Raw genomic sequence first — 23,662 nt, forward strand, 5'->3', positions numbered from 1 at the left:
TTAAAATTCCAAAGCTGCTTACGCGGTTAAAACCATTATTAAAGTATTATTCTAAACTTTTTAAGTTTTTTACTTTGGCAAGAAGTTTTACCGTCAGGATATTTTTTGGTGCTTTAATTGCCTGCCTTTTGGGCAGTGTAGCCACTGCTTTTGCCCAGCAGGATGGTGATTCGGCAAAGGTTGCCGTGCCATTAAAAGCACCGCGAACTAACCAGGCGCGAAACCGCGAAGGCTACTTTACCCCGAATCCTTTTAATACCGAACGCAGTATAGAATATGACCCGATAACCAATCAGTATATGCTGGTTGAGCGGTCGGGTAATTACCTGTTGAGGCCGCCGCAGTATTTGACATTCTCGGAATACCTGCGCCTTACCCAGCGCGAAAATCAACGTGAAAATTTCAAAAGAGCTTCTGACGCGTATGCTTACGAATCGCAGCAGGAAGGCTTTGTGCCACGTATAAAAGTACGTAGTCGAACTTTTGAACGCATATTTGGCGGGAATGATATCAGCATAAAGCCGCAGGGATCGGCTGAGATGATATTTGCGGGTCAAATAAACAAAAACTCGAACCCGCTTTTCAATGCCCGCCAGCGCACACAATTTAACTTCAATTTCGACCAGCGTATCCAGTTAAATGTTACCGGTAATATCGGCGACAGGATAAAGATTGCCACCAATTACAATACAGACGCTCAGTTTCAGTTTGATAACCAACTGAAGCTTGATTACACCGGCAAGGAAGACGACATCATCCAGAAAATAGAGGCCGGTATGGTAAGCATGCCGCTGAACACCTCATTGATTACCGGTAGCCAGGCATTGTTCGGGGTAAAAACAAAACTGCGTTTTGGCAGGCTCGATGTTACCAGCGTATTCTCGCAACAGCGGTCTGAGTCAAAAACCATTACAATCACTAATGGCCAGCAGCAAGGTGAGTTCAGGGTAACGGCTGCTGATTATGAGGCCAACAAACACTTCTTCCTGGCGCAATATTTCCGTAATAATTATAACCGTGCGCTCAGGAATATACCTATCATCAGTTCAGGTATCAACATTACCAAAATTGAGGTTTGGACAACCAACCGGACTAATAATACTACCGATTCGCGTGATATTGTGGCCTTGCTCGACTTAGGTGAGAATGATCCGTACAATGCACAGATTGCGGGCGGTGGTTCAGCATTGCCGGCAGGGTTTTCAGGTCCGGGCTTTCCGCAGCAGTCAAACAACTTGCTTTCGCAATTACCTGCAGGTGCAAGGCAAACCAACTCAAATGATGTTATTACGTTCTTTCAGAACAATACCGACAATTTTGCAAAACTGACCTATGCGCGTAAGCTAACCGACCGTGAGTACACGCTGCATTCACAACTGGGTTATATTTCGCTGAACTATCCGCTTAACAATGATGAGGTGCTGGCTGTAGCTTTCCAGTATACCTATAACGGCCAAACATACCAGGTGGGTGAGTTCTCGAGTGATATCTCGGTTGATCCTAACAACCCTAAAGTACTGTTTGTAAAGTTGCTAAAAAATGAGCTGCTCAGGCCATCGCTGCCAAGCTGGGACCTGATGATGAAAAACATCTACTCGTTAGGTGCGTTCCAGATCAACCCTTCAGATTTCAGGCTACGTATTGCCCGTTTGGATGACAAAAGCAGCGTTGAAGAATATGTAATGGATGAAGGCCAGAAACTTAAAGACAGGTTATGGCTGAATATAAACGGAGTTGACAGGCTGAATCAACAGAATGATGAACAACCCGATGGTTATTTCGACTTTCTGGAAGGCATTACCATTGACTCGCAACAGGGGCGCATTATGTTTCCGCAGGTTGAACCATTTGGTGCCGACCTGCGTGCACAGCTTGCCGGTGAACCGGCCGAACTGATAAACCGCTATGTGTTCGATTCGCTGTACACGGTGCAAAAAACCATTGCTCAGCAAAATTACCCCAACCTTAACCGTTATGTTATAAAGGGAACATATTCGTCGCAGGGTGGCTCGGAGTTTTTATTGAACGCGGTTAATATTCCGCAAGGGTCAGTAGTGGTAACGGCCGGTACACTGGTACTTACCGAAGGTACTGATTATACCGTTGATTATTCGGCCGGGCGTATTCGTATCATTAACCAGGCGTTGCTGTCATCCGGGCAGCCCATCAATATTAAGCTTGAAAACAGCGAACTTTTCGGCGTACAACAAAAAACACTCTTTGGTACCCGCTTAGATTATGTGGCCAGTAAAAAACTGGCATTGGGTGCTACGTTGATGCACCTTACCGAACAGCCGTTATCACAAAATGAAGCCGTTGGCGACGAATCGATATCAAACACCATCTGGGGTTTTGATGGTACTTATACTTCGGAGTCGAGGTTTTTAACACGTTTGGTAGATAAGATACCTTTTATTGATACCAAAGAACAATCAACTATAAACTTTACCGGCGAATTTGCGCAACTGGTACCAGGTACCCCCGGTGTACTTACCTTCGCCGGCTCAGAAAACGGTACTTCCTACCTGGATGACTTTGAGAACAGCAAGTCGGTTATTGATGTAAAAAGCTATATAAGCTGGCAAATATCAGGTACGCCAAGGCTATTCCCTGAGTCAGAATTTATCAATGATTTGCGTTACGGATATAACCGTGCGCGGCTGGCTTTCTTTAATATCGACCCTATATTTTACAACAGTTCCGGAACGTTTAATATTTCACGGGCCGAGCTCTCAAATCACTATGTAAGGCAGGTTTTGGAAACTGAAGTGTTTCCTTACCGCCAGTCGGTAACCGGTCAGCCTCTGCTGCTGCCTACTTTAAACCTGGCTTTCTACCCCAATCAGCGCGGACAGTACAATTATACTACTACCGGGCTTAACACCGATGGTACGCTGCAAAATCCTCAGTCGCGTTGGGGCGGTATTTTCCGCAAGCTGGAAACTAATGATTTTGAATCGCTCAACGTAGGTTATATAGAATTCTGGATGCTTGATCCGTTTATCTATAAGCCTGAAGATACCGGCGGCGACCTGTATTTTAACCTTGGTAACATTTCTGAAGATATTCTGAAAGATGGGCGTAAAAGCTTAGAAAATGGCCTGCCTGTTGATGGTGACTTTACCAAGGTTGACGAAACCGTTTGGGGAAGAGTAACCCGCCTGCAACCGGTTATCAATGCATTTGATAACGATCCGGTAGCGCGTACCCGCCAGGACGTAGGTTTAGACGGATTAAATAATGATGATGAGCGTACCAAATTCGCACCTGTGCTGCAGCAAACCGCCGGACTGCAGCCACAGGCAGCCGCCAGCCTTTCTGCCGACCCATCGTCAGACGATTTTCAATACTATCAAAGCCCTGACCTTGACGCAAGGGGGGCCTCGATACTCGACCGTTATGTAAAGTTTAACGGTACCGAAGGTAACTCAAAAACCACTGAGCAATCTCAAAATGAACTGGGCGTAAACACATCAGCATCAACGCCGCTGCCTGATGGCGAGGATATCAACCGGGATAATAACATGAGCCAGACGGACGAGTACTTCCAGTATAGGGTGTCTATCCGCCCGCAGGATATGATGGTTGGCCAGAATTTTATTACCGATAAAGTTACTTCGCAGGTAAAATTGGTTGACGGCAGCACACAGGCTGTTACCTGGTACCAGTTCAGGGTGCCAATTAATGAATACGAATCAAACACCAGCGGAATAAGCGATTTTAAAGCTATCCGTTTTATGCGGATGTTCATGACGGGCTTCGCCGATACATCGATACTGCGTTTTGCAACTTTGCAATTGGTGCGCAGCGAATGGCGTGCCTTTAACCGTGAAAGAAATCCGCTCAACATTATTGCCGACCCTGCCATTCCAACGCCGGTGCTTGATCCTAATCTTATTGACGTACAAGCAGTAAATATTGAAGAGAACGGCAATCGTACGCCAATACCTTATGTGGTGCCGCCGGGTATTCAGCGCCAGCGTAATTATAATAACTTAAAAACCAATACGCAGCTGAATGAGCAGTCGTTATCATTGTTTGTTGACAACCTGCGTGATGGTTACTCACAGGCTGCATTCAAGACGTTTTATAACGATCTGCGGTCGTACAAAAAAATACAGGCTTTTGTACATGCCGAGGGTACGCAATTAAGAGATAACGATATCCGGGCATTCATCAGGCTTGGAGTTGACTACCAGGATAATTACTATGAATATGAGGTGCCGCTGAAAATAACTCAACCCGGCACCCGAGACCCCGATGCTATTTGGCCGTTAGAGAACAGGATTGACCTGGAACTGGCGTTACTAACCCGTGCTAAGCTTGCCCGTAATCAAGCAAAAGTTGATTATAATACAGTGTTTGAGTATGTGGAAAATGGCAAAAGAGTATTGATAAAAGGCCAGCCTGATTTAAGCCGCCTGCGAACTATTATGCTTGGTGTGCGTAATCCACTAAAAACCGGCGCCAATGATGACGGCCTTGAGAAAACCGCGACCGTTTGGTACGATGAGCTTCGCCTTACCGATTTTGACCAACGTGGTGGTTGGGCGGCAGCGGCAAGGTTTAATGCCAAGCTGGCCGATTTTGCCGACATCACCGTTGCCGGTACAAAAAGTACTGTAGGGTTTGGCTCGCTCGATTCAAAAGTAAGCGAACGCAGCCGTAGCGATAACCAAACTTTGGATGTTGCCGCAAATATGGAATTAGGCAAGTTTTTCCCAGAGAAAACTGGTATCCATATTCCGGCGTATGTCAACGTATCAACTCAAAAAGGTACGCCGCAGTATGACCCTGCTACCGGTGATATCGAGCTGAAAGATGTACTTAATGCCGAGCAGGATGCCCGTAAGCGTGATTCGATACGCAACTATGCTGAGAATTATACCATCCGCAAAAGCTTTAATTTAACCAATGTGCACAAGGCTAAAACTGACCCTAATGCTGAAAGCCATATATGGGATGTGGAGAACCTAAGCGCAAGCTTTGCTTATAACGAATACCAGCACCGTGACTATGTTACGCAGTTGGATCTGCAAAAGACTTATAGACTCGGACTCGCTTATAACTACAGCAATCAGCCGAGATATATTACGCCGCTACAAAAGATCATCAAAAGCAATACATTGGCGCTGCTTCGCGAGTTTAACTTTAGCATATTGCCATCGAGGTTGAACTTTAGCGTGAATTTCGACAGGTTCTATTCGGAAAATACCTTAAGGAGTTATAACGACCCTAACCTGACAACCACGGTGCCTATACCAAATACTTTGGTGCCGACAACATATAACAAGAACTTTAACATTACCCGGGTGTACGGCATAGGGTGGAACCTATCAAAGTCATTAACAATGGATATAGACGCTACCAACCTTTCGGTGATTGATGAGCCTGCCAACCGTGTGAACGGGTTAAAACCGAATATACTGTGGCAAAATATTACTAACCTGGGCCGCAATACCAACTATAGCCATACGCTTAACTTTAACTGGACAACACCAATAAACAAGATACCGGGGTTAAACTGGACGGCTGCCATAGTGCGTTACAGTACGCACTTTAACTGGCAAACCGAACCGGAATTTTCGTTACGCAATGCCGACCTGAACGTAGGTAACACCATACAAAACTCACGCACCATTCAGGTAAACCCAACGCTTACCTTTACCACGCTGTATAATAAATTTCCGTTTATACGCCGCGCGAACAACCCGAATAACACCGGCGGCGGCAAGTTTTGGATAGGCCTGTTAACCAGTATTAAAAATTTAAGCGGTACTTATACCCGTACTGAAGGAACCTTCCTGCCGGGCTATTTGCCGGAGACTAATATCTTCGGTCAGGATTTCAGCTACGGTGCGCCGGGCTTAGGCTTTGTGCTGGGCAGCCAGGCCGATATACGTATGAAGGCTGTTGCCAATGGCTGGCTGTCGGCTGATTCACTGCAAAACCAGCTGTATGTAAAAACTTTTAATGAGGATATCCGCCTGAAGGGAACTATTGAACCATTTAAAGATTTCCGTATCGAACTGATCGCTTTCCGCGCGCAGGACAGAAACTTTCAAACCAACTATAAGTATAACTCTTCAACAAACGGGTTCGACGAACAAAGCCCTGTTACTACTGGTAACTACAGCGTGTCGTTCCTGTCGCTGGCTACAGCGTTTAAAGGTGAACGCGGCATAGATAATATCTCAACTGTTTTCCAGGAGTTTTTGGCTAACCGGCAGATAGTATCTCAGCGTTTGGCGGCCGGTAATCCCGCTTCAAGCCCTAATGCCGGTGCCGACGGTTTTGCCGATGGTTACGGGCCAAACTCACAGGATGTGCTGGTGACCTCGTTCCTTGCAGCCTATACCGGTAAAGATGCGGCTACCTATAGCCTGAGCCAGTTCCCCAAAATACCGATACCAAACTGGCAGATCAATTACAGCGGCTTAAGCCGTATCGCTTTCCTGGCTGACCTGTTTGATTCGTTCGACGTACGGCATGGGTACCGCTCGTCATACAACGTAAACGGTTATACTACGCTGCTGCAAAGCCGTACAGGGCAAGCTACCCGCGATGCCGAGGGCGACTTCCTGCCGTTCTACCAATTCTCCCAAGTAACCATATTTGAGCAGTTTGTACCGCTTGTAGGAATGGATGCCCGCTTTAAAAACAGCATGACGGCAAACTTTGAGTACCGCAAAAGTCGTACGCTTAGCTTGAGTTTGCTTAACAGTCAGCTGGCGCAACAAAGCGAGAACATTGTTGTATTGGGCTTCGGTTACCGCACCAATAAATTCAAATTTCCGTTCGGGCTGTTCCCTAACATGAAAAGCAATAACGATGTGAACTTTAAGCTTGACGTAGCTCTTCGCGATAACAAAACCCTGATATACCGCGCCGATGTGCAATCGGCCGAGGTGTCTTCAGGCGCTAAGAATATCACCCTGCGCCCGGCTATCGATTACGTAATCAATCAGCGTTTTAACTTAAACATTTTTTACGATTCAAACATCACCAAACCTTATACATCACAAAGTTTTAATACCTCGTTTACCAATTTTGGTGTGAATTTGAAGCTGTTGTTGCAGTAGGGTTAGTGAGTGGTTAGTTAGAATTATAAAGTTTGAGATCATTGTTGTCATTTCGACCGTAGGGAGAAATCTTCTAAGATTTGCATTTTAGAGCTTAAATGTCGTGGAAGATTTTTCCTCATTCTTCGTCGAAATGACACTTTATTTGTCACAATATAATTGATTTTTTCATGTCGCGCTCACACAAAAAGACCCCTTTTTTTGGTTACACCACGGCTACTTCTGAAAAGCGGATAAACGCCGCTAGAATAAAGCCTTTAGGCGGGTGAGCAAGAAACTTATCGAACTAAAAAAAGACCCCCCCCTGTGAAAATAGAAGCTGTGGCAAATGTTTGGGACGGTGGGAAGGATGTCAAGCAATACCGGCGCGAATATTCAAAAAAGGATATGCGGAAATAAGGGCTAAATTAGAAAGGGCCGATATTTAGTAATGCATTTAAAAGGCCTTTAAACGCGTCAGCCGGGTGCTCGTATATAAAAGATGTGGGTTTTTTATAGTCAATGTTAGTAATCAATTCGCGTAGTAATTCGGCATCGTTCCGAGAAATTTCAAACTCACGATTGTCTGAAATAATATAGCTACCTCTTCTGGAGAGTTTATCACCAGATTTATTATTAGTATTTAATATCAGTACATCTATTTCATTAAGTTCTATAGTAGCTGTCTCTTTTGTTATTGATGATAAGAAAGTACAAATTGATGCCGTAATAACACAAAGCAGAAAGCCAAACATTAGAAAGATGAGAAGGTTTGAATTTGCAAAAGAGTAAGTAATTATCGTTGCTATAAATAAAATGAAAGATAAGCCTAAGCTGTAATTTACTATTACAAATAATGATTTAGTGCGAGAACCAAAAACGGTAATTGTCATAGACAAGTTTAACTACACTAATATAAAGATTTTCTCGTAGACTTACTAATCAATCATCCTTCTCTCCCCGCTGCTTTTCTAAATCGCCTTCGCTCATTTTAGCGTTCGCACGTTTCTCATCCATTTCGCTTACGCCGGCACATTCTTTAACTCCTGCAAACAGTGTTTTCCAGGCTATTTTAAAGAACGGGTAATTTAACGGTCGCACAAAAGTGATATTGGCGCTGCGCGGTTGCTTGCCGGGCTCGTCCGGGTTATTGCGCTCAATAACCAGATAGTTGGCTAACAGAGAAGTCAGCCCTTTTTTCTTAAGCTTGCCGCTTTCTTCGTCACGTTTAAGGATGTTAATCTTCAGGTCTTTGTATAAAAATGTCATTTTACCTTTAGCTGCATAGCGCGTGGCATCTACATCAAAATCAAACCGTGTCACACTGCCTGAAGCTACCTTTACCATACTGATAGGCCCAATAGCCTTATTCAAAGCTGATAGGGGCATTGGCCCGAGTGTACCCTTATAACTAAATGCGGCGTTATCTGCTGTAAGATTAAGCTTGAAAGTTACATCAAGCCGGCCGCGATCCATAAAGTAGGTAGTAAGCTTGATAGTAGAAATGTTATTCTTTTTTAACGCCTTCTTGTTATTGGTGACATTGAATATCTGACCGCTGGTATTGCTAAAGGTTATTGAACCATTTTTTTGCGACTTTTTATTGAACTCGCTATAAATAATGTGCACTTTTTTCAGGTTGATGGTGTCTATTCTCAAACCAAAATCAAGCTTGCGTAAAGCCATGTGCGGAAACGAAGCCGCGGCATCTTTCTGGTAGTTAGGGATTTTGTTGGGTGCCCCAAAAATATCTGCAACGCCATGGCTTGCCGAGAGCGACGAGGCGGTAAACGTGCGGTACCTGTAATAACTTATAAAATTGAAATTGTTAAGCCTGATGGTATCAAATGAGAGATCAAAACGTTCTGAACGGGTTTTATTGAAAAACAGCAGGCGGTTAAATGGCTTAAGGGTGGCGCCAATAAGCGTGAGTTGTTTGCTTTTAGTTGATAGCTTTATGGATTTTACCTTATAGAAATACAACCCATTTGGCGTTTTACCGTTGTAGTTATTTACTTCAGTAACTATGTCGCTGCAATAAAAAAAACGCGAAGTATCGGCTTGTGTTGTCGAGGCAATAAACAAATCGGTAGCTTTTAAATTGAGTTCACGTACTTCGGTACGTAAAGGTTTTTTGTGCGAATAATCAGTATGCCTGAACTTCAGGTTATTCAGCCATATCTCACCAACACGTGCCGATTTTAAAGTTTTCGACATACGCTGCCATATGGTACGCTTATCGCCTTTAGGTTTGTCTTCAGTGTTATTAGCCTCATAGCTCATGTCGATAGACGGTTCGTTGAGCACTATTTTACTGATAGCGGCTTTCCTGCTAAAAAAATACTTAAGCGGATTAGCGCCGGTTATGCGTATCTGGTTTACACGTATATCATATAAATTATTCGGCGCGGTACCTGCCTTTTTCTTTTTGTTATATACTGCTTTGTCGACTTTCAAAGTGGCGTCATCAATCACCACTTTTCCCTGCAGAAGATTCAGACTTGCCTTGCTGAACTCAATTTTATACAAACTGTCGCTGCTTTCGGCAATGCTGCTTTTCAGTTTACTTTCAAGCATTGGCGAAAAATAAACATTAAGCGCCAGCGACAACAACATAATTACTACCACAAAACCAAGCACTACATAAAAAGTAACCCTTTGCCACTTTTGCTTAAATAATGTAAATGCCATTTAGTTTCCTTCCTGTTTTAGCTGTTCTTCGGCGGCTTTTTTTGCTGCTTCCTCTTTTTCTTCCTGAGCTTTTTTTTCTGCTTTGGCTTTTTCTTTAGCCTCTTTCTCGGCCTTCTCCTTTGCTTCTTCGGTTGCTTTTTCTTTAGCCTCCTGCGCTTCTTTCAACGCCTTCTCTTTCTTTTTTTCTTCGCGACGCTTTTTGCGATTTTCTTTAAATGTATTAAATTTATCAACAAGGTTGCTTATAGTGGACACTGTATTATTTACACGCTTTTCAGTTTTTGCATCAAAGCCCACGCTTGGCTTTAAACCGTCTAACAAAGCCTTATATAAAAAGCTGAAGAAACCCGTTTTCGGGTCGCGGGCAACGTTGATTGGTCCCGGTCTGAACTTACCATCTTTATCCGGGTTATCATCTTCAATAATCAGCGTGTTAGCGATTTTTGAAATAAAGCCCTGTTTTTGTAATTGACGCTTGCCTTCCTCTTTTTTAAGCAAGTCAACCTTCAAATTATTATAATAAAACTGAAGCTGCCCTTTGCCATAATAATTACTCGCGTTAACGTTAAAATGCAATTTTTGCACGTCGGCCGATTCAACATGCACCAGCACCAGCGGTTTTACCAGTTTATCAAGCACGCGTCCATTAAACCTGCCTAATGTGCCATTATAATTAAACGCCCCGGTAGGCGATGTCAAATCGAACTTAAAATTAACCGTAAGGTTACCGGCATTCATAAACCGGGTGTTGATATGCGCCGTCATGTACTTGTTAAGCTTTTTGGCAGGCGCATCATTAGTCATGTTTAAGATATAACCGTTTGTTTTTTTGAACTGGATTACACCTGTGAACCCGGTTTTAGCGTCGGCTTCCTTATATTCAATATTGGCGTTCTTTAAATTCAAACGCTTCAATCTCATTTCTAATGCAACCTTTTGCAGCGCCTGGTGCGGATCTTTACCAATTTTACTCCGTTTTTTGCCTTTGTATGCATTGTTATTGTATATCTCCACATCGGCATTTACCAGGTTAAGTATGCCGGCATACAGTTTCTGGTCGCGCAGAAAACGCTGCAGGTCTATATCATCAATACTGATCTTTTTAAACTTCAAACTGAAGATATCACCCGGCGTACCCCGCTTTATGTAAAACTGCCGTTTATTGTATCTTGGTAGAAACGACACCTTATCCAATGAAATGTTGCGTCCGGAGGTGGAAAAAAATATCTTGTCTACTTTCGCTTCATACAAATTGTCGGGCGTATTTATCTTATAATCTCTCACCGTTACATTAACGCCCCGGGTGTAGTAAAATCTGCTGGTATCCTGCGCAGAAAGCGAATCAATAAAAATATCCGACACATTAATATCGAGGTTTTTCAACGCCGACCTCTTAGCTACCGGTCCATTCTTGTTAATATAAGTAAGGCTGACATCCTTTAGGCCTACCGAATCAATATGCAGTTGTTTAAATACTTTACTTATAACCTGGTAAGGCGTTTTTGATTTACCCACCTTTACCGTATCGTTAAAAGCAAGGCGCTTATTCACTATCATTAAATCGGGCTTATCAATGAAAATACCGTCCATGTTCAGCACTTTTTCATCGTATGCTTTTTTAGCCTTGAAGTTTTTAAGCTGAAGTTTTTTAACACTGAGGGTAAACAGGTTATCGGGTGCTTTTTTTAAGGCGACAAGCTTGTTATACACATTGGTATCGGGTATCAATTTAAAATCTTCTAAGCTGGCATTGCCCGAATTAAGGTCGATGTTGAAGTCGGAATATTCTATGCGATACAGGCTATCGGTAGAATTCAATACAAGCTCTTTAAGCTTGGCCTGTAGCAATGGCTTCCACTTGTTACCGGCAAGGTACTTATTATACAAGTAATACCCCGTAGCACCAATAGCTAACAAAACAGCCAACACTAGGAATGGCCATTTTTTTATTCTTCTTTTGGGAGTAGAGGTATCTGTCATGTATGGTAATGCATTACTCTTTAGTTTATAACAATAAAAAAGCGATTTTGTTAATTGGCTGACAAACTGTCACCCAAAATCTAAAAGATTATGTATTTTTGCAGGCACAAAAAATTTCAGCATGATCGATTTGGTTATTCCGGACAAAACACACGACGAGAGCAGGCAGGGTGAGGCATTGGTGCTTGAACCGGTTGACGGTAAAAATAACGGCCGCAAACTGTACATTGAAAGTTATGGCTGCGCCATGAATTTTTCTGACAGTGAGATAGTTGCCTCAATATTATCGGAACAGGGATTTAAAACTACCAATGATTATAACGAAGCGGATGTGGTGTTCATCAACACCTGTTCGATACGTGAAAATGCTGAACAGCGTGTGCGCAACCGACTGAAAGAATTTACAATTGCCAAGGTGAAAAACCCGGGCATGGTGGTGGGTGTGCTGGGTTGCATGGCCGAACGCCTGAAATCAAAGTTTTTAGAGGAAGAAAAACTGGTTGACGTTGTTGTGGGCCCTGATGCATATCGTGACCTGCCAAACCTGATAGACCAGGTTGACGGCGGCCAGAAAGCCGTAAACGTACTGCTGTCGCGTGAGGAAACTTATGCAGATATTAGTCCGGTAAGGCTGAACAGCAATGGCATAAACGCCTTTGTATCCATTATGCGTGGCTGCGATAACATGTGTTCGTTTTGCGTGGTGCCGTTCACCCGTGGCCGTGAGCGTAGCCGCGAACCAAAATCAATAGTTGCCGAGTGCGAAGCTTTATTTAACTCAGGCTACCGCGAAGTAACGCTGCTTGGCCAAAACGTCGACTCATACAAATGGAATGCCGAGGCCAAAAGGCAAAAGATAAAAGATGCTAATCTTGATATAAGCAACGAAGAGCTGCAGGAGAAATATTTGTTAGGTGAAATCAATCTGCCTGAACATGTTAAAAGTGGAGAACCAGAAGTAGTGACTTTTGCCAACCTGCTTGAAATGGTAGCGCTGATCAGTCCTGACCTGCGTGTGCGTTTTTCAACATCTCATCCTAAAGACATTACGGACGATGTACTGTACACCATGGCTAAATACGAGAATATCTGTAACTACATTCACCTGCCGGTACAATCTGGCAATAGCCGTGTATTAGAACTGATGAACCGAACTTACGACCGTGAGTGGTATATGGAAAGGGTAGAAGCTATTCGTCGGATAATCCCGGGTTGTGGAATATCAACAGATATTATCACAGGTTTTTGTACTGAAACCGAAGAAGAACATGCCGATACTTTAAGCATGATGGACTTTGTTCAGTACGATTACGCTTACATGTTTATGTATTCGGAGCGTCCGGGTACATTGGCTGCTAAACGCTATGCCGACGATATACCCGAGCCGGTAAAAAGTCGCAGGCTAAAAGAGATAGTGGCCAAACAGCAGCAGCACTCATACATCCGCCTGCAACAGCAGTTGGGCAAGGTGCAAAAGGTGCTGATAGAGGGTTTCTCAAAAAAATCAGACCAGGATTACTGCGGACGTAACGATCAAAACGCCATGGTAGTGTTTCCGGTTCATCCCGATTACAAGCCCGGCCAGTACGCTTACGTGCTTGTTGAAAGAACCACTACGGCGACGTTGCTGGGTAAAATAATTTGAAGAAAGAATCAAGAATTAAGAATCAGGAATTAAGACAAGCATGCCAAGGCACAATTTCAAAAATTTGAAAATATGGCAAAAGGCAATGGACCTTGTCGATCTGGTTTATTTATATACTGATGATTTGCCAATTGATGAACGCTATAATTTAATAAGTCAAACAAATAAAAGCGCATGCTCTGTACCTTCAAACATCGCAGAAGGTTCAGGCAAAAGGACGAATGTTCACTTTAGTGAATTTTTAACAACATCTCTTACTTCTTCTTTCGAATTAGAAACACAATTGTTGATATGCCAGAGAAGAAAATATGGTTCGGTTCAAAAATTAAATGAATGTATTGAACTATTGAAAGAGGTACAAAAAATGATATTCTCATTTAGAGAATATATTTTAAGTAACGATAATCCGGATTCTGAATAGATTTTATCTTGATTCCTGATTCTTAATTCTTGACTCTACTAATGGATATACAAGAAATAAAACAACGCTTCGGTATTATTGGCAACTCGCCGTTATTGAACCGGGCAATAGATATAGCAAACCAGGTTGCGCCTACTGATATTTCGGTTTTGATAACCGGTGAAAGCGGTAGCGGTAAAGAGGTTTTCTCACACATTATTCACCAGATGAGCGCCCGTAAACATGGGCCGTTTATTGCAGTTAACTGCGGCGCCATACCAGAGGGTACTATTGATTCAGAACTTTTTGGTCACGAAAAAGGTGCTTATACAGGCGCCGTGGGTGAGCGTAAAGGTTACTTTGAAACGGTTAATGGCGGTACCATATTTTTAGATGAAATAGGCGAAATGCCGCTGGGCACACAGGCACGCTTACTTAGGGTGCTTGAGTCGGGACAGTTTATAAAGGTAGGTTCATCAAAAGTTGAAAAAACAAACGTGCGTGTTATCGCCGCTACCAACGTAGATATATTTGAGGCGGTGAAAGAAGGCAAGTTTCGCGAGGACTTGTACTACCGTTTAAATACTGTTCCCCTGCGTATTCCCCCCCTGCGCGACAGGAAGGAAGATGTTTACCTGTTGTTCCGCAAGTTTACGTCAGATTTTACAGCCAAATACCGCACGCCGCCTATCCAACTGGATGAAGACGCACAGCAGGTGCTTAGCAACTACTCGTGGCCGGGCAACGTAAGGCAATTGCGTAATATGGCCGAACAACTGGCTGTACTGGAGCGCGACCGTGTAATCACCGCGCAAACCTTGCTGACTTATCTTCCTCAGGATGCAGGTAACCGTAACCTGCCTATGCGATTAGAAAGTCAGCCTAAAGAAGATTTTTCGGAGCGCGACATACTGTATAAAGTGCTGTTTGATATGAAGCGTGATATGGTAGAACTGAAAAAACTGGTGGCCAACATTATTGAGCATGGCGGTGCGCAAGTCAATTATGCCGACCATAGTCAGGCTATAAACCAGCTATACCAGGATATCGAATTGCCTAATAACGCTGATGCACAATTTACGCTGCAGCAACCCGTTAATAACCCGGTAAATAACGTTCAGCATGGTAATGATTACCATATTACCCACGAAGCCGAGGAAGTAGAAGAATCTTTATCATTGGTTGAAAAAGAATCAGACCTGATACGCAAGGCGCTGCGTAAGCATAAAGGTAAACGTAAACTGGCCGCTAATGAGCTTGGTATATCTGAACGTACCCTGTACCGCAAAATAAAAGAATTAAACCTGTAATATCTAGAATGAGAAGGGCACTAGTATTTTTTATAGCCGTTAGTACGCTGCTGCTTACGTCGCAATCGTGCAGCATTACGTTAAACGGAGCTTCTATTCCACCCGAACTTAAGACGATTAACGTTGAGTTTTTTGAAAACAACGCGCCGCTGGTGGTGGCCAATTTGAGTCAGGATTTTACCGAGGCTTTGAAAAACCGCATCCGTTCACAGTCGCGTTTGAGCATTGTGCGCGATCCGGCTGCCAACGCCACCATGTCCGGCGCTATTGTAAATTATACTATTACGCCTGCATCTATTGAGGCTACCAGCCCTAACCAGGCGCCTATTGCCAACGCGTCAAGGCTTAGCATAACCGTTAATGTTAAATACACCAACGAGTTTGATAAAAAGCTGAATTTTGAGCAGCAATTTACCAAGTACCGCGATTTTCAGGGCGACATTTCTTCGCAGGAGCAGGGCCTGATACAAGATATTGTAAGGCAGCTAACCGAAGATATTTTTAACAAAGCCTTTGCTAATTGGTAGGCAATTCGTAGTTTCAACCTCGTGGACCCAAACGCAAATAATCAATATCGCTTTTTGTACGAACTTTTAGCTAACCCTGTCGGGTTAAAAGCTGATACTGCGGCTAATCTGCATCAGCTGGTAAAAAGTTTTCCGCAAAGCGGATTGCTTCAGGCATTGTATGTATACGCCAACGAGGGTCACAATGCACAACGAGCCGCCGCAAGTTTTGATCCACAACTGCTTCATAAAATAATAAAAGATCCCGCAGGCTTTACTCAAGTTAAGCCCGGACAAATATTTTATCAGCAGGAAAAAGTAGGTTTTAGAAGTGCAACGGTTCCTGTTCAACCTGTAGTTAGTGAACCTGAAATAACCCATGAACCGGTTAACCAAGCTGAAATTATTGAAGCGCCTGTTAGCAATGAAATAGAAGAGGCTGCATTTTCTCCTGGAAACCAAACAGAAACAGAACAGCCTTCAACTATTGAGGCTGAAGCAATTGTTACAGAGCAGATTGATATCAATACGGAAGAAACCTTAGCTCCTGTAAAAAATGCTGATAAACAGCAAACTACTGAGCCAATTGAAGAAGAACCGGTTGAACAATTTGCTGTACAGGAGCCATTAATTGAGCCAATTTCAGAGGAAGTTATTGAAGAAACTGTAACCGACGGGGAAAGAGTTTATGAGCAACCTGTAGCTGATGCGCCTGTGGCTGAAAGTGTAGCGGCTCCGCAAGCTGAAAGTGAGATTGAAGATGAGGTTTATGATGAGATAGTAGGTATTGAAGATATCGCTATTGATGTAACACAGGCGGGCGAGGTTACTTTTCATGATGCAACGGTGTTGACGTTTGAAGACCCGTTTAGTGCCGAGGATACCAAACAACTGATAGAAGAAGCTGCCGAACCGGCTGCAACTGCAGAAAATAGTTTTCGTCTTGATGACGAGGCTGACAAGCTGATAGTAGGTAATATTGCCGCTACCGATTACTTTATGTTCGATAAGGCTTTTGGTAAGATAGAGGAAGCAGAAGCTGTACAAGAAGCTGTCCCCGAACCTGTGACTCCTGTTGTGGTTGAAGCTGAAAAGCCTGCCGAGGATACCAGCGAGGTAGCACCTTATCACGACGAAAAACTGCCTTACAGCTTTTTATGGTGGCTTGATAAAACACGTCGTGAACATTCGGGCATATACAGGCCATATGCCAAAACTCCGGCTATAAAAGCTGAACAGGCAAGGGCAATGATGACCAATGACGCCCTGCAGCAACAGTATATCGAAAATATTTTCCACCTTACCTCAGTTGAGCAACTTGATAAAAGTACAGCTGAGATTCCGGCTGTTGAGGTTAAGCATAAAACCGATGAGATTATTGAGCGCTTTATAAAAGAAGAACCTCAAATAAAGCCGCCAAGCAGCGAAAAGCTGGATACCGAGAATAAGGCAAAAAGAAGTTCAGACGACAATGACGGTGGTTTGGTGAGCGAAACGCTGGCAAAAATTTATGCCGACCAGATGCTACATCACAAAGCTATAGCAGTTTATAAAAAATTGATGTTGAAATTCCCGGAAAAAAGCCGTTACTTTGCCGACCAAATCAATATTTTAGAAAAGAAAACATCCTGATATAAAAGAAATGAGTATTTTTTTAGTGATATTGGCCATTTTAGTATGTATACTTTTAGGGCTTATTGTGTTGATACAGAATCCGAAAGGTGGTGGCCTGGCTTCTAATTTTTCAAGCTCGTCGCAACTAATGGGCGTGCAAAAAACCGGCGACTTCCTTGAAAAAGGAACCTGGATTTTAGCTATTACCCTGATGGTATTGGCGTTGGCTATAAATGTTACCCTTAAAACCGGTGGCGGCGCTACAACAAATTCTGAGCAGCAGGAAATAATTAACAAAGCATCAAAACCAACTGCTCCGGCTGCGGCACCTGCTGCATTGCCAGGTTTGCAAAAAGGTACCGATACTTCTAAAAGCAAATAATATTGCTATCAAGCTATAGCACAAGGCTCCGGGCGGCTGTCCGGGGCCTTTCTTTTTTATAATGATTTTACACTGACACGATGACATTTTTGCGTCAGAATACGGTAACTTAGATTTAACATTCGCCAATGAGTAGCTGACAATAAAACAGCATTAGCTGTCAAAAATGTAAGCATATAGCGCTTGGCACAATTGATGTGAAACAGCAGTCGAAAAACTAAACAAATAAATCAATATAGTTATGGCATTAAACATTAAACCTATCGGAGACAGGGTGGTAGTGGAAGCTGCACCAGCCGAAGAGAAAACTGCTTCAGGTATCATTATTCCTGACACGGCTAAAGAGAAACCTCAGCGCGGTACTGTAGTAGCAGTTGGCGAAGGTAAAAAAGACGAACCTTTAACTGTTAAAGCAGGCGACCAGGTTTTATACGGTAAATACGCCGGTACTGAAATTACCTATGAAGGTAAAGAGTATCTTATCATGCGTGAATCAGATATTTACGCGGTACTGTAAGTTTAGACGTCAAGACAATAGATGTGAGATATGAAACAAGTGTTTCTGTATTGCATCGTTAAAAATCACAATTAACAAGAATTGTAGGTCTCAATTCTAAAATCTTAAAGATATGGCAAAACAAGTTAAATACAATGTTGAAGCCCGCGATTCGCTGAAACGCGGTGTTGATATTCTGGCCAACGCGGTTAAAGTAACCCTTGGTCCTAAAGGTCGTAATGTTATCATCGACAAAAAATTCGGTTCACCGGCAATCACTAAAGACGGTGTTACTGTTGCTAAAGAGATCGAACTAAAAGACGCTCTTGAAAACATGGGCGCACAGATGGTTAAAGAAGTAGCTTCAAAAACTGCTGATATTGCCGGTGACGGTACTACAACAGCTACTGTACTAGCACAAGCTATAGTAACTGCAGGTATTAAAAACGTAGCTGCAGGTGCAAATCCAATGGATTTGAAACGCGGTATTGACAAAGCGGTTGCTACTGTAGTTGAAAACCTGAAAGCACAATCACAAACTGTAGGTGAAGACAACAACAAGATTAAACAAGTTGCTTCTATCTCTGCAAATAACGATGAAGTAATCGGTTCGCTGATTGCTGAAGCTATGGGCAAAGTTGGTAAAGACGGCGTTATCACCGTTGAAGAAGCAAAAGGTACCGAAACTGAAGTTAAAACTGTAGAAGGTATGCAGTTTGACCGTGGTTACCTTTCACCATACTTTGTAACCAATGCCGACAAAATGGAAGTAGAACTGGACAATCCTTACATCCTGATCTACGACAAAAAAATATCTTCAATGAAGGAGTTACTTCCTATCCTTGAAAAACAAGTACAAACCGGCAAACCGCTTTTAATTATTGCTGAAGATCTTGATGGCGAAGCACTGGCTACCCTTGTTGTAAACAAGATTCGTGGTTCACTGAAAGTAGCTGCTGTTAAAGCTCCTGGTTTTGGTGATCGTCGTAAAGCTATGCTTGAAGACATCGCTATCCTTACCGGTGGTACCGTTATCTCTGAAGAAAGAGGCTTTAAACTGGAAAACGCTGATCTTTCATACTTAGGTACTGCTGAGAAAATCGTTGTTGATAAAGACAACACTACGATCATCAATGGTTCAGGTAATGTTGAGGATATCAAAGGCCGCGTAAGCCAGATCAAATCGCAAATTGAATCAACTACTTCTGACTACGATAAAGAAAAACTGCAAGAGCGTTTAGCCAAACTATCAGGCGGTGTTGCTGTACTTTACGTAGGCGCTGCTACCGAAGTAGAAATGAAAGAGAAAAAAGACCGTGTTGACGATGCTTTACACGCAACCCGTGCCGCTGTTGAAGAAGGCATTGTTGCAGGTGGTGGTGTTGCTTTCATCCGCGCTGTTGAAGCCCTTGCTGAATTGAAAGGCGCTAACGAGGATGAAAACACTGGTATCCAGATAATCCGTCGTGCTATCGAAGAGCCTCTTCGCCAAATTTGCGAGAACGCAGGTATCGAGGGTTCTATCGTAGTACAAAAAGTTAAAGAAGGTACTGCCGACTTTGGTTACAATGCCCGCACAGGTGCTTACGAAAACCTGATTGGTGCCGGTGTTATCGACCCGACTAAAGTTAGCCGTGTTGCTTTAGAAAACGCTGCTTCTATCGCTTCTATGCTGTTAACCACCGAGTGTGTGTTAGCCGACGATCCGGAAGATGAAAAAGGTGGTGCTGTACCTCCAATGGGTGGCGGCATGGGCGGCATGATGTAATAAACGCTGCTTTAAAGCACTATACACTTTTGAAGCCCTTGTCTGCAATAGCAGACAAGGGCTTTGTTTTTGTACAGGTATTAATGGCAGTTATATAAGCGAATAAGTATCACATTGTTAAATATTCGTTAAAAACATAAGGCATTGTAATTATTTTATCATTTCGTTCGTCAACATATATAACAGAGGCTACAAAGGCATAGCATTTGTTAATGTATCGGCGTTATGAAACATCTTGTTAAAAAGAGAAAATACTTACAAACTGCCATTTTTGAATGGGTTATAGTTAAGTCGCCCGAATTTTTGGTGACGCTCCTTTAATATTCTTATTTTCGGGCTTCTTTATAATTTATGAAGTTAGCCGATTTCTACAATAGTGCTTATCAATGGGTTGTTATCCACGGCCCCAACATCATTATAGGTCTGATAGTACTTATAACAGGCCTTTGGTTCATACGCCTTTTAAAATCGCGCATACGCCGTAAAATGAGCGCCGAAGAGGTACACTCATCATTACAGCCATTTTTGCTTAGCGTTAGTATAACTGCGCTTAATATTTTACTGGTGCTGCTAGTGCTTACCATTATGGGTGTAGAAGCCTCGGCGTTTACTACGCTGGTAGGCGCGTTTGGCGTTGCGGCAGGCTTGGCATTATCGGGCACACTGCAAAATTTTGCAGGTGGGGTGCTGATATTACTGTTGAAGCCTTTTGAATTGAATGACAACATTATCGCCCAGGGACAGGATGGCAAAGTAACATCCATACAGATATTTTTTACTGTACTGCTTACGCCCGATAATAAAACCATCATCATCCCCAACGGAAAGCTGTTTAACGAGGTAATTGTTAATGTAACACGTGAAGGAAGTCGCAGGTTAGACTTTGAATTGGAAGTAGGTTATGCCGGAAACTCTGAGAGGGTGAAACGCATAATTGAAGATGCTATAAAAGCTACACCTTATATTATTAAGAATAAACCGGTGAAAGTAGGCATTACTAAAGTACTTTTTGACAGGATGATATTCGCGGTTTATGTTTGGGTAAAGCCGTCGGAATTTTTAACCGTTAAGATAGACCTGCACGAAAGGATAGTAGCCGGTTTGGAAGCCGCAGGGGTTAAGTTGCCGGGAACGTGATAATGTGTTATGTCATCTTGATTTGTTTCGGGATCTCGCATGAGAGGTAATTGATTTGCATGAGGGATGCTGAAACAAGTTCAGCATGCCGGTTTTTCTTTTTAAATGCGGGCCAAGGCCCTTCCGGAAAACCGTGGCCGGGCGTTTTGCCTGTGTGATGGGTAGGTTTTTTCCGGATAGGCATTTTCTTTTGGTTACTTTTCTTTGTTGCTATGACAAAGAAAAGTAACATCCACTAACATTGATGTGAGCATATCCCATTGCTAACAAAGGTATGAACTTAAAAACATGCTTCGTTCAATGACGCGTGATAATAGAATGTTGCTTATATCTTCTGTCTTGCTTTAATCTCCAGATACTTGTTTATCGCATTAATAGTAAGATTTTCAGGCGCGGTTAGTACGGATTGTATGCCATATTTGGCCAGTTCTTTTACTATCAGTTTTTTATCGTTAGCAAACTTTTCGGCAACTGTTTTAATGTAGATATGTTCGACATCAGCGGCAGGTTGAGCGCTCATTTCAAGCAGTTCGGTATTCTCGAAGAATACTACCAGCAGCAGGTGGAATTTTGCTATCCGCTTTAAAAAAGGCATTTGACGCTGCAATGCCGAAAGACTTTCAAAATTGGTAAAGAATACCACCAGGCTGCGCTGTTTTATTACCCCGCGAATGGTGCTGTACAGCGCTTCCATATTAGTTTCCAGGTAGCGGGTTTTTTCTTTGTATAGTACCTCTAAAATACGGTTGATTTGTGTGGGACGCCTGTCGGCAGCTATTACCGATCCTATCTTTTCACCTACGGTAATAAGTCCGGCTTTATCCTCTTTTTTCAGGGCGACGTTTGAAAGCGCCAAGGTTGCATTGATGGCATAATCAAGCAAACTTAAACCGTTAAACGGCATTTTCATGGCCCTTGATTTATCGATAACACAATACACATGCTGCGATTTTTCGTCGATATAATTGTTCACCATAAAGCTGCCGTGCCTTGCGGTGGCCTTCCAGTTTATAGTGCGGTAGTCATCACCCTGAACATAATTTTTTACATGCTCAAATTCAAGGCTATGGCCTACCCGGGGTATCTTTTTTATACCAACCTCGTTAAGCCGGTTTGATATTGCCATTAGTTCATATTTGCGCATTTGCAAAAATGAAGGGTATACGGGCAGTACTTCGCTTTGGGTAAAATTAAACCGGCGACTTATTAAACCTAATGGCGAACGCACAAACACCCTGATATCGCCAAAGTCATACTCGCCGCGTTTGGTTGGGCGTAACTGATAGGTTATTGATTTTTGCTGATAAGGTGCGAGGCTGGTTTTAAACCACACATCGCGGCGTTGAAACTGGCGCGGAACTTCGTCAATTATGCCAACTTGTACGGTGAACGGATACCGGCTTTCAATGAATATGCTCAGATCGTTTTCGTCGCTGTTACTTAGCCGCTCGGGTGCGGTGCGGCGGGCAAATATGGCTTTGCTGTTTCGATAAAGCAGTAAAATATCAGCGAGAATCAATAATATCAGCACCCAAAAAACAAGTTCAGGTATAACGCCCAGCCAGCTAAAAAAGAACCCCACTAAAAACAACGTAACGCACACGGCAAGCCCGATAAACAGGCGGTTGTTTAAAAACAGGTTACTATAATACAGGCTGAACAATTTTTTCACGCTTATACGTTATCGTGGTATTTCAATTTTATGAATGATCTGGTTTATCACGTCATCAGGTGTAGCGCCTTCCATTTCCTTATCAGGCGTTAGCATAATGCGGTGTCGCAATACGTGCGGTGCAGCCCAAATCACATCATCAGGCGTAATAAAATCACGGCCTTTAATGGCTGCCAGCGCTTTCGCTGCATTAATAATTGCTAAGGATGCGCGCGGAGAACCACCCAGGAATAATGATTTATTGTTGCGGGTTTCAATAATGATCTTTGCTACAAACTCGAGTATTTTTGGCTCTACATGGAAGCCGCGCACCTGTTCACGCAAGGCCACAATATCCTGAGCCGAAAGTACCGGCTCAATATGCGTTATCTGTTCAGCAGTGCGCTGCTGGTGCTGCTGCGATATAATGGCTATCTCTTCTTCAAGCGTTGGGTATTTTACCTCTATCTTAAACAAAAAGCGGTCAAGTTGTGCCTCGGGCAGGCGGTAGGTTCCTTCCTGCTCAACCGGGTTTTGCGTAGCCAGCACCAAAAAGGGCTCGTCCATTTTATAGGTGGTACCGTCGATGGTCAACTGGCGTTCTTCCATAACTTCAAACAACGCCGACTGAGTTTTTGCCGGAGCGCGGTTAATCTCATCTATCAGGATGATGTTACCAAAAATAGGTCCGTGCTTAAACTCAAATTCAGTTGTTTTAGGGTTGAAAACCGGTGTGCCCAGTATGTCCGATGGCATCAGGTCGGGCGTAAACTGTATACGTGAGTAAGCAGCATCAATTGCTTTTGCAACCAGTTTGGCAGTAAGCGTTTTGGCTACGCCCGGCACACCTTCAATAAGAATGTGTCCGTCGGCCAATATACCGGCAATCACCAGGTCAATAGTTTCCTGCTGACCTACTATTATTTTTCCTAAAGTAGCCTTAATTTGTTCAACCGCGTTGTTCAGCCTGCTTAGGTCTGTACGCTGTTCAAATAGCTCTTCTTGTCCTTCTTCCATGTTA

15 protein-coding genes are annotated in these 23,662 nt (G+C 43.1%); 10 read left to right on the forward strand and 5 right to left on the reverse strand.

The annotated features are described in order from the left end of the window. The first annotated feature begins 74 nt into the window (after positions 1-74). On the forward strand, positions 75-7,082 hold the full coding sequence (gene sov / locus EOD41_RS08080) for a T9SS outer membrane translocon Sov/SprA (RefSeq protein WP_240663262.1): 7,008 nt from the start codon (positions 75-77) through the stop codon (positions 7,080-7,082). Positions 7,083-7,489: 407 nt separating this feature from the next. Here the strand turns inward: sov and EOD41_RS08085 are convergent, their stop codons facing one another. Genes EOD41_RS08085 through EOD41_RS08095 form a run of 3 tightly spaced genes read right to left on the reverse strand, consistent with a single transcriptional unit; the run spans position 7,490 to position 11,732 of the window. Continuing rightward, positions 7,490-7,954, reverse strand: coding sequence for a hypothetical protein (locus EOD41_RS08085; RefSeq protein ID WP_127704270.1), 465 nt, complete (start codon positions 7,952-7,954; stop codon positions 7,490-7,492). 49 nt (positions 7,955-8,003) lie between these two features. Then, on the reverse strand, positions 8,004-9,752 hold the full coding sequence (locus EOD41_RS08090; RefSeq protein ID WP_127704271.1) for a hypothetical protein: 1,749 nt from the start codon (positions 9,750-9,752) through the stop codon (positions 8,004-8,006). Continuing rightward, a complete protein-coding gene (locus EOD41_RS08095; protein WP_127704272.1) occupies positions 9,753-11,732 on the reverse strand; it encodes a hypothetical protein in 1,980 nt (659 codons plus the stop codon). 121 nt (positions 11,733-11,853) lie between these two features. On the opposite strand from EOD41_RS08095, the gene EOD41_RS08100 reads away from it, so the two are divergent. The 9 genes from EOD41_RS08100 (at position 11,854) to EOD41_RS08140 (ending at position 20,990) form a co-directional block, all read left to right on the forward strand. Next, a complete protein-coding gene (locus EOD41_RS08100; protein ID WP_127704273.1) occupies positions 11,854-13,377 on the forward strand; it encodes a MiaB/RimO family radical SAM methylthiotransferase in 1,524 nt (507 codons plus the stop codon). 40 nt (positions 13,378-13,417) lie between these two features. Further along, entirely contained in the window at positions 13,418-13,798 is a 381-nt protein-coding gene (locus tag EOD41_RS08105; protein WP_127704274.1) for a four helix bundle protein, read from the forward strand. A 41-nt stretch (positions 13,799-13,839) separates the two neighbouring features. Next, entirely contained in the window at positions 13,840-15,087 is a 1,248-nt protein-coding gene (locus EOD41_RS08110) for a sigma-54 interaction domain-containing protein (protein ID WP_127704275.1), read from the forward strand. An 8-nt stretch (positions 15,088-15,095) separates the two neighbouring features. After that, a complete protein-coding gene (gene lptE / locus EOD41_RS08115; RefSeq protein WP_127704276.1) occupies positions 15,096-15,614 on the forward strand; it encodes an LPS assembly lipoprotein LptE in 519 nt (172 codons plus the stop codon). A 21-nt stretch (positions 15,615-15,635) separates the two neighbouring features. Beyond that, positions 15,636-17,225 carry a hypothetical protein gene (locus EOD41_RS08120; protein ID WP_127704277.1) on the forward strand — a complete coding sequence of 530 codons (1,590 nt, stop codon included), beginning with the start codon at positions 15,636-15,638 and terminating at the stop codon, positions 17,223-17,225. Between the two features lie 10 nt (positions 17,226-17,235). Next, positions 17,236-17,589, forward strand: a complete 354-nt coding sequence (secG, locus tag EOD41_RS08125; RefSeq protein WP_127704278.1) for a preprotein translocase subunit SecG — start codon at positions 17,236-17,238, stop codon at positions 17,587-17,589. A 241-nt stretch (positions 17,590-17,830) separates the two neighbouring features. After that, entirely contained in the window at positions 17,831-18,106 is a 276-nt protein-coding gene (gene groES, locus EOD41_RS08130) for a co-chaperone GroES (RefSeq protein ID WP_127704279.1), read from the forward strand. Between the two features lie 112 nt (positions 18,107-18,218). Continuing rightward, positions 18,219-19,853: a chaperonin GroEL gene (groL, locus tag EOD41_RS08135; RefSeq protein WP_127704280.1), complete on the forward strand. Its 1,635-nt coding sequence runs from the start codon at positions 18,219-18,221 to the stop codon at positions 19,851-19,853. Positions 19,854-20,204: 351 nt separating this feature from the next. Next, a complete protein-coding gene (locus EOD41_RS08140; protein ID WP_127704281.1) occupies positions 20,205-20,990 on the forward strand; it encodes a mechanosensitive ion channel family protein in 786 nt (261 codons plus the stop codon). Between the two features lie 325 nt (positions 20,991-21,315). On the opposite strand, the gene EOD41_RS08145 is transcribed toward EOD41_RS08140, so the two are convergent. Together EOD41_RS08145 and EOD41_RS08150 are read right to left on the reverse strand one after the other, a co-directional pair. After that, on the reverse strand, positions 21,316-22,662 hold the full coding sequence (locus EOD41_RS08145) for a DUF58 domain-containing protein (RefSeq protein ID WP_127704282.1): 1,347 nt from the start codon (positions 22,660-22,662) through the stop codon (positions 21,316-21,318). A gap of 9 nt (positions 22,663-22,671) precedes the next feature. Then, positions 22,672-23,658: an AAA family ATPase gene (locus tag EOD41_RS08150; RefSeq protein WP_127704283.1), complete on the reverse strand. Its 987-nt coding sequence runs from the start codon at positions 23,656-23,658 to the stop codon at positions 22,672-22,674. Between the last annotated feature and the right edge of the window lie 4 nt (positions 23,659-23,662).

The organism is Mucilaginibacter limnophilus (assembly GCF_004005815.1).
GTDB classification, from domain to species: domain Bacteria; phylum Bacteroidota; class Bacteroidia; order Sphingobacteriales; family Sphingobacteriaceae; genus Mucilaginibacter; species Mucilaginibacter limnophilus.

Coding starts and splice junctions, on each gene's coding strand:
- EOD41_RS08090 (WP_127704271.1), bottom strand. CDS start 9,752: ATGGCATTTACATTATTTAAGCAAAAGTGGCAAAGGGTTACTTTTTAT.
- EOD41_RS08100 (WP_127704273.1), top strand. CDS start 11,854: ATGATCGATTTGGTTATTCCGGACAAAACACACGACGAGAGCAGGCAG.
- EOD41_RS08095 (WP_127704272.1), bottom strand. CDS start 11,732: ATGACAGATACCTCTACTCCCAAAAGAAGAATAAAAAAATGGCCATTC.
- groL (WP_127704280.1), top strand. CDS start 18,219: ATGGCAAAACAAGTTAAATACAATGTTGAAGCCCGCGATTCGCTGAAA.
- groES (WP_127704279.1), top strand. CDS start 17,831: ATGGCATTAAACATTAAACCTATCGGAGACAGGGTGGTAGTGGAAGCT.
- EOD41_RS08140 (WP_127704281.1), top strand. CDS start 20,205: ATGAAGTTAGCCGATTTCTACAATAGTGCTTATCAATGGGTTGTTATC.
- secG (WP_127704278.1), top strand. CDS start 17,236: ATGAGTATTTTTTTAGTGATATTGGCCATTTTAGTATGTATACTTTTA.
- EOD41_RS08150 (WP_127704283.1), bottom strand. CDS start 23,658: ATGGAAGAAGGACAAGAAGAGCTATTTGAACAGCGTACAGACCTAAGC.
- EOD41_RS08105 (WP_127704274.1), top strand. CDS start 13,418: ATGCCAAGGCACAATTTCAAAAATTTGAAAATATGGCAAAAGGCAATG.
- lptE (WP_127704276.1), top strand. CDS start 15,096: ATGAGAAGGGCACTAGTATTTTTTATAGCCGTTAGTACGCTGCTGCTT.
- EOD41_RS08110 (WP_127704275.1), top strand. CDS start 13,840: ATGGATATACAAGAAATAAAACAACGCTTCGGTATTATTGGCAACTCG.
- EOD41_RS08085 (WP_127704270.1), bottom strand. CDS start 7,954: ATGACAATTACCGTTTTTGGTTCTCGCACTAAATCATTATTTGTAATA.